The organism is Hymenobacter algoricola (genome assembly GCF_039539525.1).
GTDB classification, from domain to species: domain Bacteria; phylum Bacteroidota; class Bacteroidia; order Cytophagales; family Hymenobacteraceae; genus Hymenobacter; species Hymenobacter algoricola.
In genome coordinates, this window is sequence record NZ_BAABDH010000034.1 from 1 (window position 1) to 14,603 (window position 14,603).

Here is a 14,603-nt window from a genome sequence, read left to right on the forward strand (position 1 = left end):
CATCGACTGGATTACCAGCCAGGATGCCAAAAACTGGTTCGACCACTGCGGCTACCATACACAGACCACTTAACCACTGGCCACACCGTTCACGAATCCGCTATAGCACGTTGAGCCACTGGATGAAATAGCATTCCTGAAGTGACAGCGCAGGAAGTTAATCATGTCTTATTTTCGAAAAAATTTCTTAACATAATCGGTGTTATAGCCCGCGTCTTGGAATCGGTGCCATTTTTACCCCCACCATCCCAACCCTTGATTTTGGCACTTTAGTTATTTTGCTCCCGTTGGGGGCACCGCTAGTGCTTCCAACCACTCGTACACCTGCGCCAGACCAAGCGTCCCACCTCCACTCGTGCCGCGAATGGTCTTAGTGCCCTCTTCGTACGTCACCAGCAGGGTGACGCGGGGTCGGTGATTCTCATTGCCCGTTCCGTACCGGGTTGAACAAGACGCAAACCGCACGTAATTCAACAGGTCTGCCACTTCGGCCTGCTGGGTCGGGCGTAACTGCCGCTGCCCGTACCTCGCGGACGCGGTGGTATCGTCCGCTGCGCCACTACGGGAGGAGTAGCGGGCCAAGCCCGTGGAATCGATGGCCACCTGGATGTCGTGCTGCCCGTGATAATACAGGCGGGAGGTGTAGGTAATGCTCCGGATGCGGTGGGCCGTCGGACGTTGCTCGTAAGGAATAAATCCACCGCCTTTGTAAGTCAGCAGCAGGGTTCGGCGGCCCGTCAATTCGCCCGATGCACCCCGACGGCGGGCAAAGGATGTATAGCAAAGCATCGACTTTCCTCGTTTTTGCACTACGCGGGCCATGGGCTGGCGCTCGTCAAGTGCGCTGTAAAAATTGCGCACGACGTGCAGCCGGTTGTTGCCAGAATCCAGCACGCAAAAGACGAAAGGGATGTCTCGGCGTCGGCCCACGACCAACAAATCCAGCCAACCGTTGCCATCTAAATCAGCCCGGTACCACGTCTTTCCCTGCCACCGGAAAGCCGTACGGGCGTACGGTTGATAGACTGAGCGAGCGGAGTCCCCGAGCACGAGTTCTTCAAATTCCCACCCGAACGGTCGGACCAAAGCCTGCACCTGCGTATCGGTGGTCAAGGCAGCAATTTGACTGTTAGGCGAGAGGGCTTGGCCCCAAGTGCCGAAAGAAGCCAATAACGCCCCGAGAAGCAGAAAAGAGCGCGGGAGATTCATGCGACAAAATACGCTGTCGTTCCCATTCGTACCGCACTATCAACGACCATCCAAAAAAGTGGTAGAGCTTATAACGTGTTGCAAACGGTCGTCTGCAACACGTAAAACAACGGCCTTAAAGGTCGCTTCCTGAGCCTTAGCGTGCTACATCCTCCGTTTTCTGAGAGGCCCCCTTGTAAGCAGAAAAGCCCTGACGTAACGCATACATCAGGGCTTTCGGCTGAAAAAGCAATTTCTACATTTCAGACGACGGATGGATGCCGCTCGATGCGCGGAATGTCCTTCGTCATTACAAGGCCACGTTAAGCCAGCTCCCGGGCCTTCACCCGGGCTTCCAGCTCTTCCTGGGTAGCGTTGGCGGTTTTGGTGGGCACCACCGTCACCACTACGTACTTGGACGTAGGCGTGTTGCTTACTTTGGCCACGCTGGCAATGGGTACCAGGGGGTTGGCCTCGGGGAAGTAGGCGCAGACGTTGCCCTTCGGGATGTCGTAGGGCACGGCCACGAACTTCTCCACCGTGCGCTGGTCGCCCTGGAAGTGGCTGGTGATGTCGATCAGGTCCTTGGCCTTGATGCCGCGGGTGGCCATGTCCTGCACGTTCATAAACAGCACCCGCCGCTCACCGTGAATGCCCCGGTACCGGTCGTTGTATTCGTAGATGGTGGTGTTGAACTGGTCGTGGCTGCGCACGGTCATCAGCACCAGCTGGTCGGGCTGCAGGGTGTGCTCGGGGAGCTCCGTGGTAGTGAAGTTGGCCTTGCCGTTTTTGGTTGTGAACTTCCGCTCCCGGGGGCCGTTGGGCAGGTAGAACCCGCCGGGGCGGCGCAGCTTCTCGTTGAAGTTCTCGAAACCCGGAATCACGCGGCTGATATGGTCGCGGATGACGTCGTAGCTTTCGGTCATGGCTACCCAGTTGGCGATGTTGGTTTTCTGGCCGAGGGTGGCAATGGCCATGCCGCTGATGATGGCTACTTCGCTCATCATCTGACCGGCCAGCGGCACAAGAACCCCTTTGTTCTGGCTGACTACGCCCATCGAGTTTTCGCAGGAGGTCATTTGCTGGCCGGAGCGCTGCATGTCGATGTCGGCGTGGGTGAAGCAGGGCAGCAGCAGGCTGGTTTTGCCGGTGACGAGGTGGCCGCGGTTGAGCTTGGTGCCCACGAACACGGTCAGGTTCTGCTTGCGCATACCATCGGCAATCAGCTCGGTGTCGGGGCCGGCCGCCAGCAGGTTGCCGCCCAGGCCGAAGTAGACCTTAATGCGGCCATCGACCATGCCTTTGATGGTTTCCACCACGTCGAGACCGTCTTCGCGGGGCGCGGTGAAGGTGAACTCCTTTTCCAGCGCATCGAGAAAGCCGGAATGCACCCGCTCCCAGATGCCCATCGTCCGGTCGCCCTGCACGTTGGAGTGGCCGCGCACGGGGCAGGTGCCGGCACCGGGCTTGCCGATGGCGCCCTTCATGAGCTGCAGGTTCACGATTTCCTGGATGGTCTGCACGCCGTCGCGCTGCTGCGTGACGCCCATGGCCCAGCAGGTGATGATCTTCTGCTTGGTGGCGATGATGTTGGCGGCTTCCAGCAGCTGCGCCCGCGAAACGCCGCTCTGCTCCTCGATATCTGCCCAGGAAGTGCTGCGGATGTTCTGCTCGAAGGATTCGAAGCCGGTGGTGTGCTCCGCAACGAAAGCGCGGTCAACAACCTGGCCCGGATTCAGGTCTTCGGCCTCAAACAAGTGCTTCATGATGCCGCGCAGCAGGGCCATGTCGCCATTCACCCGCACTTGTAGGTACAGGTCGGTAATCTGGGTGCCGTCGCCCATCAGGGCGCCCAGGGCCCGCAGCGGGTTCATGAAATCCTGGGGATTCTTGAACGCGACGAGGCCGGCTTCAATCAGGGGGTTGACGCTGATGATTTTGGCCCCGTTGCGCTTGGCCTTCTGCAGGGCCGTGAGCATGCGCGGGTGGTTGGTGCCGGGGTTCTGGCCGATGATAAGGATGACTTCGGCCTCGTGAATATCGTTGAGCGTGACGGAGCCTTTGCCCAGGCCCAGCGTAGGGCTAAGCGCCGAGCCGCTGCTCTCGTGGCACATATTGGAGCAGTCGGGCAGGTTGTTGGTGCCAAACTGGCGCACGAACAGCTGAAACAGGAAGGCCGGCTCGTTGGGCACTTTGCCCGAGGTGTAGAACGTAGCCTCGTCGGGCGACTTGAGCGCATTCAGCTCATCGGCGATAATCTGGAACGCGGCGGGCCACCCGATGGGGGAGTAGTGGTTGTCGCCGGGGCGCATGACCATGGGGTGGGTGAGGCGGCCGGCGTTGTTCTGGTCCCGGTCGGTCATGCGGGAGAGCTGGGCCAGGCTGTGCTGAGCGAAGAACTCGGGACCCGCGGCTTTGTCGTCGGCGTCGGAGGCGGTGGCTTTCGCGCCGTTTTCGCAGAACTCGGCCACGGAGCGGTGGTTGTCGGGGTCGGGCCAGGCGCAGCTGGAGCAGTCGAAGCCGTCTTTCTGGTTCATGCCGAGCAGGGCCTTGGAGCCGCGGCCTACGCCGCCTTCGGCCCAGCTGAACTGCATGGACTTGATAACGGCCGTAACGCCCGCGGCCACTTTGGACCGCTCTTCCAGCCGCAGGCCGGTCAGGGCCTCGGGGGGCTGAGCCAGGATGGGGAACAGGTATTTGGCGTTAGCCGTTTCGGGGGCGGGAATATGCTGCTGGGGCACGTTGGCGCTGGCTTCGTGGCTGGATTTGGTAGGCTTGTCGGCGTTGGGAATCTCGTAATCGGCGGCGGGCGCGGAGCCCTGGTCGGGCCGCTCACCGCTTTTGGGGGCATTGCTGGCCGCCTGCTCGTGCTGCTTGCCGGCTTTGCTAGGATCAGTGACGGGGGAATCTTCCATGACGTGGGAAAAAATGGCGGTGGGGAGGAATTAGCAAAACCAGAGAACGGGACGCTTAATGCTTGCAGTCTAAATCCTTTTCTACCAGAATATGCAGCACTTGGTTGCCAGCAACTGGTAACTGTCCCCGCAGACTGATGGTTTCGGTGCTGGTCCAGGCGTCGGCAAGCGGGGCGGGCAGGGCAATGGTGATGTGGCCGGGGGCATAGATGAGCTGAGGCTCCGAGCCTGCCAGGTCGGCGGCGCGGACCAGGGCATAGGTCAGCGTGTCGGTGGCCGCCAGCCCCAGCAGTAGTACGGTTTCCAGGCGCCCGGCCCGGCTGAACTCGGTCAGGTCTGCCGCCGAGAGGCGCAGGCGCAGGGTGTTGTCTTCAAGGCGAAGCTTCATAGTAGCACAGATTTACGCAGATTGTCACGCAGATTTCGTTCAGGTGGGACAACCGCCGGGGCCCCGCTTACTGCTGGGTGGGTGTGGGTTCATCCGGGAAAATAATTCTCCGGGGATGGCTGTAGATGTTGAAGCGCTGCTGCCGCACGAAGCCGCAGAGCGTCATGCCAAAATCGTGGGCGGCGGAAACGGCCAGGGAGCTGGGGGCGCCCACCGCAGCCAGCACCGGAATGCCCGCTACGGCGGCTTTCTGCACCAGCTCGAAGCTGGCCCGGCCACTCACCAGGAGTAGCGTGTCGTGCAACGGCAGCTGGCCGGCCAGCAGCGCCGCCCCGATTACCTTGTCCAGGGCGTTGTGGCGACCCACGTCTTCGCGCAGCAGCAGCAGCTCGCCCGCCGGCGAAAACAGCGCCGCCGCGTGCAGGCCGCCGGTTTGCTCAAACAGCGCCTGGGCCGCCCGCTGCCGGGCCGGCAGCTCATGAATCACGGCCGCGTCCACGTAGGGGCCGTCGGGGGGCAGCACGGGGCAGGAAGCGGCGTGCACGGCGTCGATGCTGGTTTTGCCGCACACTCCGCAGCTGCTGCTGGTGTAGAAGTGCCGCTCCAGGCGGGGCAGGTCCATGCTCAGACCCGCGGTCAGCTCGGCGCGCACCACGTTTTCGCGCTCCTCGTCCTTCTCCACATCGGGACAGTAGAGGATGCCCGTCAGGTCGGCCCGGCTGCGGATGATGCCCTCAGTGAGCAGGAAGCCGGCCGTCAGCTCGAAGTCGTGGCCGGGGGTGCGCATGGTGATGGACAGCGTGCGGTGCTCCCGCTGCCCGGCCGGCCCGTAGCCCAGGCGGATTTCGAGCGGCTCCTCGGCGGCCAGCACGTCGGTAGCTTCCTCGGCGCGGGTGCCGGCTACTTTCTGTACAGAGGTGTACTCGTAGCTGGTCGGGGGCAGAAAAACGGGTGGGGTCGGCATCGGCAGGCAAAGAGGCAGGGGCGGGAAACGGCTAAGCTTACGTTAAACTTTCGGCGTAAGCCGTAAGTTTAAGCACGGCTTGCCACCGGGCTCAACTGCGCCGGGTGGTATGATTGCCGGGCCAACCCCGTAGATGCCGGACTGCTGCCTTGGCCGGCGGTGCCTTTTTCTTTTGCCCTTCCACCAGTAGTGCCCATTGCCCGTGCCGCTTACCGCTTCTCCCGCCGCCCATCCTCGTATCCGCTTCGACCGCAACGAGCTGGCCGGCGCTTTCGGCGACCTGGGCACCGACCTGCCCCTGCTCATCGGTATTATTGCCGCCTCCGGCCTCGACAGCGCCGGGGTGTTGGTAGTGTTTGGGCTGCTGCAGGTGTTTTCGGGGCTGTGGTACGGTATGCCCATGCCGGTGCAGCCGCTCAAGGCCTTTGCCGCCCTCGTTATTGCCCAGAAAATTCCCGGCCGCATCATCTTCGGGGGCGGCCTGGCCATTGGCCTCAGCATGCTGGTGCTGGCGGCCACCGGCCTTATCGACGCCCTGGCCCGGCTGATTCCTAAGCCCGTGATTCGGGGTATTCAGTTCGGGCTGGCCCTGCAGCTGGCCACGCTGGCGCTGAAAGAGTACGTGCCCGCCGACGGCCTGCCCGGCTTTGCCCTGGCCGCCGCGGCCTTTCTGATTACGGTGGTGCTGCTCGGCAACCGCCGCTGGCCTGCCGCCCTCATCGTCATTGCCCTGGGCGTAGCCTATGCCCTCATCTTCAAGCTCGACCTGGCTACGGCCCAGCGCGCGGTGGGCCTGCACCTGCCCGGCTTCCACATCCCGCAGCGCGCCGATATCCTGACCGGCGCCCTGCTGCTGGCCCTGCCCCAGATTCCATTGTCGCTCGGCAACTCCATTCTGGCCACCAGGCAGGTGCTGGCCGACCACTTTCCGGAGCGCAAGATTACGGTGCGGCAGATCAGCTTTACCTACGCCTGCATGAACCTGGTGGCCCCGTTCTTCGGGGGCTTTCCGGTTTGCCACGGCTCGGGCGGGCTGGTGGGGCACTACGCTTTCGGGGCCCGTACGGGCGGCTCGGTGGTACTCTACGGGGCGCTGTTTCTGGTCCTGGGCCTGTTTTTCAGCCAGGGCTTCGCCGAAGTGGTCCAGATTTTTCCTCTTCCGGTGCTGGGCGTGCTGCTGCTCTTCGAGGCCCTGACGCTGGCCGCCCTGCTCCGCGACATCATCACCAGTAAAGCCGACCTGACCGTGGCGCTGCTCGTGGGCCTGCTGTGCGCCGGGCTGCCCTACGGCTACCTGGTGGGCCTGGTGGTGGGCACCGCGGGGTACTACGCTATGCAGCGCGGCTGGGTGGGGCTGGGCAAGTAGCGGCGGCAAAGCAGCGTAAACGCGCTAGAGCCTTCTCCAGGGCGCTAGTGGGAAAGCAGGGTGCCGAAGGCACCCTTTTGCTCGAAGGAGCGGATAACTTCTTCTTCCAGCGGGGTGCGCTTCACTGCCGGGTTGTTCTGCCACTGCGCCGCGTTGTAAGTGGTTTTCTTGATGGTGGCCAAGTCGGCCTGGGTTGCGCTGGCGGGGGCGTAGGTGGCGCTGGCGGGGGTGGTCTGCCCGTCGTAGAAGTAGGTGAAGGAGGACGTCTGCACCTGCACTGCATCGCGGAAGGGCCGGGTCAGGGCGGTCTGGTAGCCGATATGAACGTAGCTCAGGCGGGCCGCTCCGGTGGGGTTAAACTCAAATACCAGCTCAAACGTGGTAGCCGGATTCTGGAGCTTAAACATTGGGTTGTTCGACCTGGAGCGGGAATCCGGCGTGGTTAGCTGGAAGCGCAGAATCTGCCCCGAGGCTTCGTCGATGGTCAGGCGGCCCCGGTAGTTGTGCGGATTTACGTCGGGCTTGCTCACAAACCCGATTTCGACCAGCTGCCGGGGGCCATCCTGGGTTACGCCCAGTACGCTGAGCGTGTAGTTGCGGGCCGTGTTCAGGCTCACCACTGCCGTGGAGGCGCTGCTGTCGGCCTTGGTGTCGTAGAGGCTGTAGGCTTTGGTGAAAAAGGAGAAGTTCTTGAAGTTGACCAACGCCTCTTTTTCCGCGTAGCGGGCCTGCGCCAGGGCGGTGCCTTCTACCCCCGCACTGCTGGTTTTAGCGTCCCAGATCATTTCCTGCACCTCCGTGGCGGCGCCGTCGAGGCGGGTAATTTGCCGGTAGAAGGCGTGGGCGTAGGTTTTCTGGGGGTAAGAGCGGTGCAGCTGCCGGTAGGCTTTCTTCAGCAGCTCGGCGGTGTAGCTTCCCGTAGTCACGTCGGGCAGCAGCACGGTGGCGGGCAGCAAGCGGATGCTGAGCGGCCCGCCCGCGGCCACGGCTACCGTGTCGCGCACGTGCGTCAGGGCCGATACGATCAGCCGGGCGGGCAGGCGCAGGGCCGGCAGCTCAAACTCGCCTTCGGCATTGCTGGTCGTGCCCTGGGAGCTGGCGGCGACCACCACGCTGGCGTAGGCGACCGGCTGGCCGGTGGCGGCGTCGGTTATCTTGCCCGTGAGCCGCTGCTGGGCCCGCAGGCCCCGGCTGCCGGCCAATAGCAGCAACAGAAGAAAATAGGATCGGAAGGTCATAAGCAGGGGAGCGCGGGGCGCCGAAAACGTCAGGTTGGTAAAAGGATATAAGCCAGCCCGGAGTTGCCGCTGCGGCGCGGCCGGACTGACTTATATCGGCTGGGTAACTCACCCGCTACCCGGACCTGGCAAACCAAAGCGCCGGGTAGCGGCTGGGGTTTCCGGTAGCCTACAGCGGGATTTCCGTGTCACCGATTACGATGACCCACTCGCCGTTTTCGAGGCGCTGCTCCAGCTCCTCTACTTCGAACAGATTCGTCAGCTCCACTTCGGTGGTGCGGGCTTGGGCGTTGCTAAAATTTTCCATGGTAAAAAAGAAAAAAGGGTTTGAATGTGCGAGTGAAAAAGAACCGCCGTAAGCTCACTCGCTTAAAACTCACGGCAGGTTTGGGGGCTGCTCCGGGGCCGGGCACTACGTAGCTCCGCGCCCTGGGCAGCGGTTATCAGACGGGAATGTCGTAGGGGTAATCGACCACGACGCCGCCGGGGCCCACGTGAATATCCCAGCCTTCATTTTCGAGGCGCTGCTCCAGCTCTTCGACTTCGAACAGGGCGGTGAGGTCCGCGGCAGCGGGGGTAGTCTGGGGCTTGAGGCGCTGGATCATAACGGGGGTTGGTTAGAAGGGTGACCAGGGGAAAGACGAGAGAAAAAGCTTTGCTCAGGTGGCCTGCGCCGGCCGCCAGCGGCTCAACACCAGCAGGTAGCGGATCAGCATCAGGTAAAAGGTGCAGACGATCAGCGGGACCTGGCTGACTTCGGCCAGGGCCGGGGAGCCGGCGGCCAGGTTGCGGAGCAGCTGGAACACCAGGCGGGGGAAGTCAAGCAGCTGGGGGCCGTAGCGAAGCACGGTGTAGGCGGCAAAAACCGCGAACAGCGATGCGTTGGCCACCCCGTAGGCGAAGAGGAAGATGCGGCGGCTGAGCAGTACCCGGCCCCGGCTGCGTACCAGGCGCCGCAGCCCCTGCCACGAAAGTCCTTCCCGGGTGGTGTGCGCGGCCTTGGCCAGCAGGTTGGGCGTATTCGTCAGGTCCGAAAGCAGCCAGTACCCGTCGCGTCGGATGAACGGGTTGAACTGCCACAGGGCCAGGGCGGCGCAGGCCAGGGCGGCTACCAGCAGCGGCGGGTAGGCCACGACCAGGTAGCCGACAGCCAGCAGGCTGGCGTAGAGCAGCTGGCTGAAGATGCCGCCCAGGTTGGTGATGATGCGCCGCTGCCGGCTGGCCTGCCAGATATTGGTGACGTCGGCATACAGCACCGGAAACACGAACAAGTAGAAGCCAAAGCCGATACCACCGTGCCGCACGCCAAAGCGCCGGCAGGCCGCAATGTGCCCGAACTCGTGCACGAAGATGGAGGCGTAGATAAGAGGAATAGCTACCCCAAAGTCGGCGCGGGAAGGTGCTGCCAGGCGGGGGAAGTGCAGGTACACCGCCAGCAGAAACAGCAGCAGGCCGGCAAAAGCTGCCCAGAATACCCGTGGCGCGTACAGGGCCCGGAGCGGGGCCGCGCACAGGCCGGCGGCGCGGGCCGAGAGCAGCTCCACCTGCAGCTTGATGGCACTCGGCGGCGTGGAGCGGGCTTCCTCCTGATCTTGAGTCAGCAGGCCGTAGCCGCCGAAGCGGCTGTAGACCAACGCCTCAAACTCCGCAGGCAGCAGGGCTAGGCCAAACTCTTGGTTGAAGCCGGCGCGGGCCAGCTCCAGGGTGGCGGTTGTTTGCAGCAATTCAAAGAGCCGGGCGGTGGCCGTGTTTACCAGCAGGTTGTGGCCCGTAGGAGTGTTTAGCACCCAGCGGTGGCTGTCGAAGCGGCTGAGGCGGAGGTCGGGGAGCAGGAGCATGGGGCGCACGGGCTTAGCAGTAAGCCGGCGTCAGGGCCCGCGTTTTGGCAAAGACACTCAGGGCATTAAGCGCCGTGCTGGTCGTGAAGATGCGGTTGTGGTCGTCTACCAGCACATTCACCCCAAAGGAGCTGGCCCGCCAGTGCTTTACAGTCTGGGGCTCGTGCACATCGGTGGCCGGAATGCGCAGGATGCGTGAGGGAATCCAGCTGCCGTCGCTGGTCTGGTGGCCCAGCAGCCAGCTGGCGCCCTGCTCGGTGGCCGCGGCGTAGCGTTCAGTCGGGTCGGTCAGCAGCGCCTTGAGGGCCAGGGCAGTGAAGAAAGCGCTGGGCTGGGCACCCGGGGTGTCGTCGTGCCAGGCGCCGGTGGGAGCCTGCCGGGCGGCCAGCCACTGCCGGGCGGCTTCGCAGGCGCCCTCGTGCTCGGGCCGCCGGGCCAGAGCCAGCACGGCAAAGGCCGTGGCGTAGATTGAGCTGGTCCACCAGTATGATTCCCAAGAGCCGTCGGCGTGCTGGTGCCGGACCAGGTAGGCGCAGCTGGCTTCATACTGGGGCGTAAGCTCTTGGTAGAGGGCCAGCACGTAGGCGGCGGCGGCCGTCACGCACAGCTTGGGCGTCAGCCAGGCATCTACGCGCACATGGGCCGGTAGCTCCAGGCGCTGGCGCAGCTGAGCGCCGTTGCGGTAAGTGACCCAGCCCCCATCCGCGTCCATAAAGGCCAGCCAGGTCTGCAGCTGCTGGGGCGTGGTTTCGCCCCATACTTTGCGGCTGAGGCCCATGCTGAAGTTGGTGGAGTCGCCGTCCTGCATGATGCTTTCGTTGTAGGATGCGGGCAGAAACGCCGAGGCATCGAAGGCATCGTGGGCAATGCGCTGACCTTCCTTTATTTCTGCCAGCTGCAGGCCGGCGTAGGCCGTTACCCAAAGCTTGCTTTGCCCGGCGCTGGTCATAAAGTCCGTCCAGCAGCCCTGGGCGTCGCGGCTGAGCCGCAGGTGCTGCAGGCCCTTCTGTACCGCCGTCTGCAACACCTGGGGCGAAGCCGGCGGCAGCTCGGGGTAGAGCGGAGTAAAGCTTTTGCCGGCTTTGATGCGGGTTTTCTGCAGGAGCCGGTCTACGTCCTGCTGGTAGCTCTGGCACTTCACGAGCTGCTGCTGCAGGTAGCGGCCCAGCTCGGGCAGGCCCAGGGCGTCGGCAATGGCGAGGCTGTGGGCGTAGTGGTCGTGGCCGCGCTGCAGCAGCAGCTGGGCCACCCCCGAGGTGTAGAGGTGCCGGTGCCGGGCCGCCAGCGCCAGTTCCCCGACGGCCAGGCCGCCAGCGCGAAGGTGGCTTTCGACCAGGTAGTGGGCGTAGGTGTACTGGCCCTGCTGCCAGTCCTGGCGGAAGTCCTCCACATCGTCGAGGTACTGCAGGGCAACGTGCAGGTGCTGCAGGCAGCGCCGCAGCTCGGCCACGGGCGCCGTGCTGCCACTCAGGCTGCTCAAGGCGTGCACCATGGCGTAGCACACGGCGGATTTGCCCGCGGCAATTTCCTCGAACTGGGTTTCCGTAATGTCGGTGCGCAGCGCCGACAAGTGCTTTTCGCGCAGGTTAGCGGCGGCATACTCCTGCTTGCACTGCCCGAAAGCGGGCCAGAATTCGTCGATGGTCGGGAAGAGCTGCCCCAGCCCGCGCACTGCCTGCTCGTGCATTTCGAGGCTGGAAAACAGGCGCTGGGCCGAGCGGACTCCACTGGTGCTCTGGCTGTCGAGCAGGGAGTCGAGGCCCAGCAGGAAGCGGAAGTAGACGTAGCTGTAGCCCGTCAGGTTGCCCAGCACGGTGGCCGGCAGCGGGGGGAAAGCAGGGGCCAGGTAGCGGGCCAGCCGCAGGTAGAGGCCGTGCTTCTGCAGCAACTGGTCGGCCGCCAGCTCGGCTTTCAGCTCCGCATCGATGGCCAGGGCAGCAATAAACTGTTTGATGGATTCCATGGGTGCGGGGCGTAGTGGCGACCGGTGGGGCCAGCCGAGGTAAACCTGGGGTCGAAAGAGGGAGCGGGGCCGGCAAACTGTTGGAGTGCTAGTGCCGGGCGGGAGGCTGACTCCGCTACCATGTTCCAAGGTTAGCGCCTAGGCCGCTGCGCTGAAATATTAATACACCAATGCCCCGTTGGCCAGTACCAACGTTGTCGCCAGCCGTCTTTGTCACCCCGCATCCGTCCAAAGCGCCGGCGGCAGGCCAGGGCAATTGGTAGCACAAGGTGTGGTAGCTGCAGTCAGCCCGGGGGGCAGGGGCCGTAGCCCTGGGTGGTATGCCAGGTCAGGCAGCGTGACGGAGTGGGTAAGCTGCGGCTGTCAACGTCAGGGGTGACCGGTGTAAAAGCAGCGGCAATCAGCGCAGGAAAGGTGCGGCCGAACGTAGAAACGACGGAAATGAGCGCAGAAACGACGTAGCTGGTCGTGGCGACGACGGTAGCCAGCATGGAAGTACCAGCCATGAGCCTAGAGATGGTAGGACTGGTCAGCCGCGCCAGGGGCGCCACCATCACCGGTAGGGTGGTACGTTGGCCGGTGGTTAGGCCCTATGCTTGTACGTGCCAAAAGCACTGGATTTTCCGTCGCTTTTCCACGGCGCGAGGTGGTGGCCGGCATAGGTGCTGGTGCCGCTGCCCCCTGAAGCCCAGACGCAGCAACGGCTAGCCTATCCGCAGCTGTGCGCAGGGCAGCTGTGGCCGCAGCCAACGGGAAAAATAGTGGCCGTATTACCCCCCAATCGTGCTCATCGACTCGAAGCTGAGCTGGTGTACGGGGCGCTGCCGCTCGGCCTCGAAGCCGTCGGCGGCGCGGTGGCGGAAGGCGTGAGCCAGAGCGGCGGTTACTGCGGCATCTGTAGCGTCGCCGCGCAGCAGGGCCCGCACGTCGAGCACGCCCTGATCGTAGAGGCAGGTTTTCAGGCCGCCCTCGGCCGTGAGGCGCAGGCGGTTGCAGGTGCCGCAGAACGTGCGTGAGTAGGCCGCAATGATGCCCACCACGCCCTGGTGACCGGCAATGGTATACTCCGAAGCCGTGGCGCCGGGCTGCTTGACGATGGGCGTCAGCGCGCCCAGGTGCTGCTCCAGATGCTCGCGGATGCGGATATGGCTCCACGGAATCTGGATGGCGCCATGGCTGCCGCCATTGAAGGGCATTTCCTCAATAAAGCGCACTTCCACCGGCAGGTCGCGGGTGAGCTCGGCCAGGGGCACCAGGTCCTGGGTGTTCTGCCCGTCCATCACCACGGCGTTGATCTTGACCTTGATGCCGGCCGCCAGCAGGGCGTAAAACGTGTCGAGCACCCGGGGCAGCTCGTCGCGGCGGGTGATGGCGGCAAAGCGGGCCCGGTCCAGGGTGTCGAGGCTCAGGTTGACGGTCCGCACGCCCAGGCGCACCAGCTCCGGGATGTGCGGCTCGGTCAGCACGCCGTTGGTGGTCAGGCTGATGTCGTCGATGCCCGGAATCTGCGCCAGGCGGCCGATAAAGGGCACCAGGTCGCGGCGTACAAACGGCTCCCCGCCGGTGAGGCGCACCTTGCGCACGCCCAGCGTAGCCAGCAGCGCCACCACCCGCTCCATCTCCTCATACGTCAGCAGGTCGCGCTTGGGCATGTACTGAATACCTTGTTCGGGCATGCAGTAGAAGCAGCGCAGATTGCAGCGGTCCGTGACGGCCAGGCGCACGTATTCGAGCGGGCGGCCGTGGTTGTCGAACAGGGTGTGGGGAGCAACGGACATAGAGCGGAAAATCGATTAGTGCCTCAACGTAAGCACCGGCTAAAGGGGTTCAGAACAAAAAACGGCAACTTCGCCTTTCTGTTCCGCCCGGCCTGCGTATACCCGCTTCCGGAGCTTGAATAAACAAATGAAACTGACAATTGCTCTTTTTGGCATCGCCAAAGAAATCGTGGGCAGCTCCCAGCTGCACCTCGATACGCCCGACCCGCAGTCGGTAGCCGGCCTGATGGACCAGCTGCGCCGGCAGTACCCCGCCCTGCGCGAGCTGACCAGCTGTGCCGTGGCCGTCAACAGCGACTACGCTGCCGACGACTACCACCTGCGCGAAAACGACGAAATAGCCCTGATTCCGCCCGTCAGCGGTGGCTGAAGTCACTTAAAAGGGAAGAATTAAAAATAACGTGGCCCCGCCCGCAGCGGGCAGTCGTTGCTCTGATTTTTAATCCTTCACTCTCAATTTTTAATTCCTTTCATGCACATTCATCTTACCGACCAGCCCATCGACGTGGCGGCCGTGCTGGCTTCCGTGCAGGACGAGGGCGCAGGGGCCGTGAATACCTTCATCGGCACCGTGCGCAACCAGAGCACCGGCCGCCGGGTGGTGCGCCTCGACTACGAAGCCTACGACGCGATGGCCGTGCACCAGATGCGCCGCGTGGCCGAGCAGGCCCGGGAAAAGTGGCCCATGCTGCGGCAGGTGGCCGTGACGCACCGCAAGGGCCGCCTTGCCATCGGCGACGTGGCCGTGGTCGTGGCCGTGTCCACGCCCCACCGCGCCGACTCGTTTGCCGCCTGCCAGTTTATCATCGACACCATCAAGCAGGTGGTGCCCATCTGGAAAAAGGAGGAGTACGAGGACGGCTCCGTATGGGTGGCCGCTCATCCGTAAAAGGTTGTTTAAGAGAATACGAACGTCATGTTGGGCGAAGTCGAGTAATCTCGCGGGCAGTTGTTGGATTAGTAGC

The 14,603-nt window shown here is 63.5% G+C and carries 14 protein-coding genes; 3 read left to right on the plus strand and 11 right to left on the minus strand.

Annotated features, from left to right (window positions below; translation table 11 throughout):
* Positions 1 to 273: 273 nt before the first annotated feature.
* From ABD842_RS08940 to fdhD, 4 genes are all read right to left on the minus strand, one after another.
* The gene (locus ABD842_RS08940; RefSeq protein WP_345112706.1) at positions 274 to 1,209 is read right to left on the minus strand and encodes a hypothetical protein; all 936 of its coding nucleotides are present in this window, start codon (positions 1,207 to 1,209) and stop codon (positions 274 to 276) included.
* A 302-nt stretch (positions 1,210 to 1,511) separates the two neighbouring features.
* Positions 1,512 to 4,103: an FdhF/YdeP family oxidoreductase gene (locus tag ABD842_RS08945; protein WP_345112708.1), complete on the minus strand. Its 2,592-nt coding sequence runs from the start codon at positions 4,101 to 4,103 to the stop codon at positions 1,512 to 1,514.
* 55 nt (positions 4,104 to 4,158) lie between these two features.
* Entirely contained in the window at positions 4,159 to 4,491 is a 333-nt protein-coding gene (locus ABD842_RS08950) for a DUF7009 family protein (RefSeq protein WP_345112710.1), read from the minus strand.
* 67 nt (positions 4,492 to 4,558) lie between these two features.
* Positions 4,559 to 5,455, minus strand: coding sequence for a formate dehydrogenase accessory sulfurtransferase FdhD (fdhD, locus tag ABD842_RS08955; protein ID WP_345112712.1), 897 nt, complete (start codon positions 5,453 to 5,455; stop codon positions 4,559 to 4,561).
* Between the two features lie 202 nt (positions 5,456 to 5,657).
* On the opposite strand from fdhD, the gene ABD842_RS08960 reads away from it, so the two are divergent.
* Positions 5,658 to 6,821, plus strand: a complete 1,164-nt coding sequence (locus tag ABD842_RS08960) for a putative sulfate/molybdate transporter (protein ID WP_345112714.1) — start codon at positions 5,658 to 5,660, stop codon at positions 6,819 to 6,821.
* Positions 6,822 to 6,865: 44 nt separating this feature from the next.
* On the opposite strand, the gene ABD842_RS08965 is transcribed toward ABD842_RS08960, so the two are convergent.
* The 7 genes from ABD842_RS08965 to moaA form a co-directional block, all read right to left on the minus strand.
* Positions 6,866 to 8,059 carry a carboxypeptidase-like regulatory domain-containing protein gene (locus ABD842_RS08965; RefSeq protein ID WP_345112716.1) on the minus strand — a complete coding sequence of 398 codons (1,194 nt, stop codon included), beginning with the start codon at positions 8,057 to 8,059 and terminating at the stop codon, positions 6,866 to 6,868.
* A gap of 169 nt (positions 8,060 to 8,228) precedes the next feature.
* Positions 8,229 to 8,366: a hypothetical protein gene (locus tag ABD842_RS08970; RefSeq protein ID WP_345112718.1), complete on the minus strand. Its 138-nt coding sequence runs from the start codon at positions 8,364 to 8,366 to the stop codon at positions 8,229 to 8,231.
* A 136-nt stretch (positions 8,367 to 8,502) separates the two neighbouring features.
* Positions 8,503 to 8,664: a hypothetical protein gene (locus ABD842_RS08975; protein ID WP_345112719.1), complete on the minus strand. Its 162-nt coding sequence runs from the start codon at positions 8,662 to 8,664 to the stop codon at positions 8,503 to 8,505.
* Between the two features lie 54 nt (positions 8,665 to 8,718).
* Positions 8,719 to 9,897 (minus strand): site-2 protease family protein, encoded by a 1,179-nt coding sequence (locus ABD842_RS08980; protein ID WP_345112720.1) that lies wholly within the window; start codon positions 9,895 to 9,897, stop codon positions 8,719 to 8,721.
* A 13-nt stretch (positions 9,898 to 9,910) separates the two neighbouring features.
* A complete protein-coding gene (locus ABD842_RS08985; RefSeq protein ID WP_345112721.1) occupies positions 9,911 to 11,860 on the minus strand; it encodes a prenyltransferase/squalene oxidase repeat-containing protein in 1,950 nt (649 codons plus the stop codon).
* 284 nt (positions 11,861 to 12,144) lie between these two features.
* Positions 12,145 to 12,366 carry a hypothetical protein gene (locus ABD842_RS08990; RefSeq protein WP_345112722.1) on the minus strand — a complete coding sequence of 74 codons (222 nt, stop codon included), beginning with the start codon at positions 12,364 to 12,366 and terminating at the stop codon, positions 12,145 to 12,147.
* A gap of 264 nt (positions 12,367 to 12,630) precedes the next feature.
* A complete protein-coding gene (moaA, locus tag ABD842_RS08995) occupies positions 12,631 to 13,638 on the minus strand; it encodes a GTP 3',8-cyclase MoaA (protein WP_345112724.1) in 1,008 nt (335 codons plus the stop codon).
* 127 nt (positions 13,639 to 13,765) lie between these two features.
* On the opposite strand from moaA, the gene ABD842_RS09000 reads away from it, so the two are divergent.
* The gene (locus ABD842_RS09000; protein ID WP_345112726.1) at positions 13,766 to 14,008 is read left to right on the plus strand and encodes a MoaD/ThiS family protein; all 243 of its coding nucleotides are present in this window, start codon (positions 13,766 to 13,768) and stop codon (positions 14,006 to 14,008) included.
* 102 nt (positions 14,009 to 14,110) lie between these two features.
* Positions 14,111 to 14,527 (plus strand): molybdenum cofactor biosynthesis protein MoaE, encoded by a 417-nt coding sequence (locus tag ABD842_RS09005; RefSeq protein WP_345112728.1) that lies wholly within the window; start codon positions 14,111 to 14,113, stop codon positions 14,525 to 14,527.
* Positions 14,528 to 14,603 lie beyond the last annotated feature (76 nt).

Excerpts from the sequence above, each read along its gene's own strand:
- ABD842_RS08940 (WP_345112706.1), bottom strand. The coding sequence starts at position 1,209 with ATGAATCTCCCGCGCTCTTTTCTGCTTCTCGGGGCGTTATTGGCTTCT.
- ABD842_RS08945 (WP_345112708.1), bottom strand. The coding sequence starts at position 4,103 with ATGGAAGATTCCCCCGTCACTGATCCTAGCAAAGCCGGCAAGCAGCAC.
- ABD842_RS08950 (WP_345112710.1), bottom strand. The coding sequence starts at position 4,491 with ATGAAGCTTCGCCTTGAAGACAACACCCTGCGCCTGCGCCTCTCGGCG.
- fdhD (WP_345112712.1), bottom strand. The coding sequence starts at position 5,455 with ATGCCGACCCCACCCGTTTTTCTGCCCCCGACCAGCTACGAGTACACC.
- ABD842_RS08965 (WP_345112716.1), bottom strand. The coding sequence starts at position 8,059 with ATGACCTTCCGATCCTATTTTCTTCTGTTGCTGCTATTGGCCGGCAGC.
- ABD842_RS08970 (WP_345112718.1), bottom strand. The coding sequence starts at position 8,366 with ATGGAAAATTTTAGCAACGCCCAAGCCCGCACCACCGAAGTGGAGCTG.
- ABD842_RS08975 (WP_345112719.1), bottom strand. The coding sequence starts at position 8,664 with ATGATCCAGCGCCTCAAGCCCCAGACTACCCCCGCTGCCGCGGACCTC.
- ABD842_RS08980 (WP_345112720.1), bottom strand. The coding sequence starts at position 9,897 with ATGCTCCTGCTCCCCGACCTCCGCCTCAGCCGCTTCGACAGCCACCGC.
- ABD842_RS08985 (WP_345112721.1), bottom strand. The coding sequence starts at position 11,860 with ATGGAATCCATCAAACAGTTTATTGCTGCCCTGGCCATCGATGCGGAG.
- ABD842_RS08990 (WP_345112722.1), bottom strand. The coding sequence starts at position 12,366 with ATGGCTGGTACTTCCATGCTGGCTACCGTCGTCGCCACGACCAGCTAC.
- moaA (WP_345112724.1), bottom strand. The coding sequence starts at position 13,638 with ATGTCCGTTGCTCCCCACACCCTGTTCGACAACCACGGCCGCCCGCTC.
- ABD842_RS09000 (WP_345112726.1), top strand. The coding sequence starts at position 13,766 with ATGAAACTGACAATTGCTCTTTTTGGCATCGCCAAAGAAATCGTGGGC.
- ABD842_RS09005 (WP_345112728.1), top strand. The coding sequence starts at position 14,111 with ATGCACATTCATCTTACCGACCAGCCCATCGACGTGGCGGCCGTGCTG.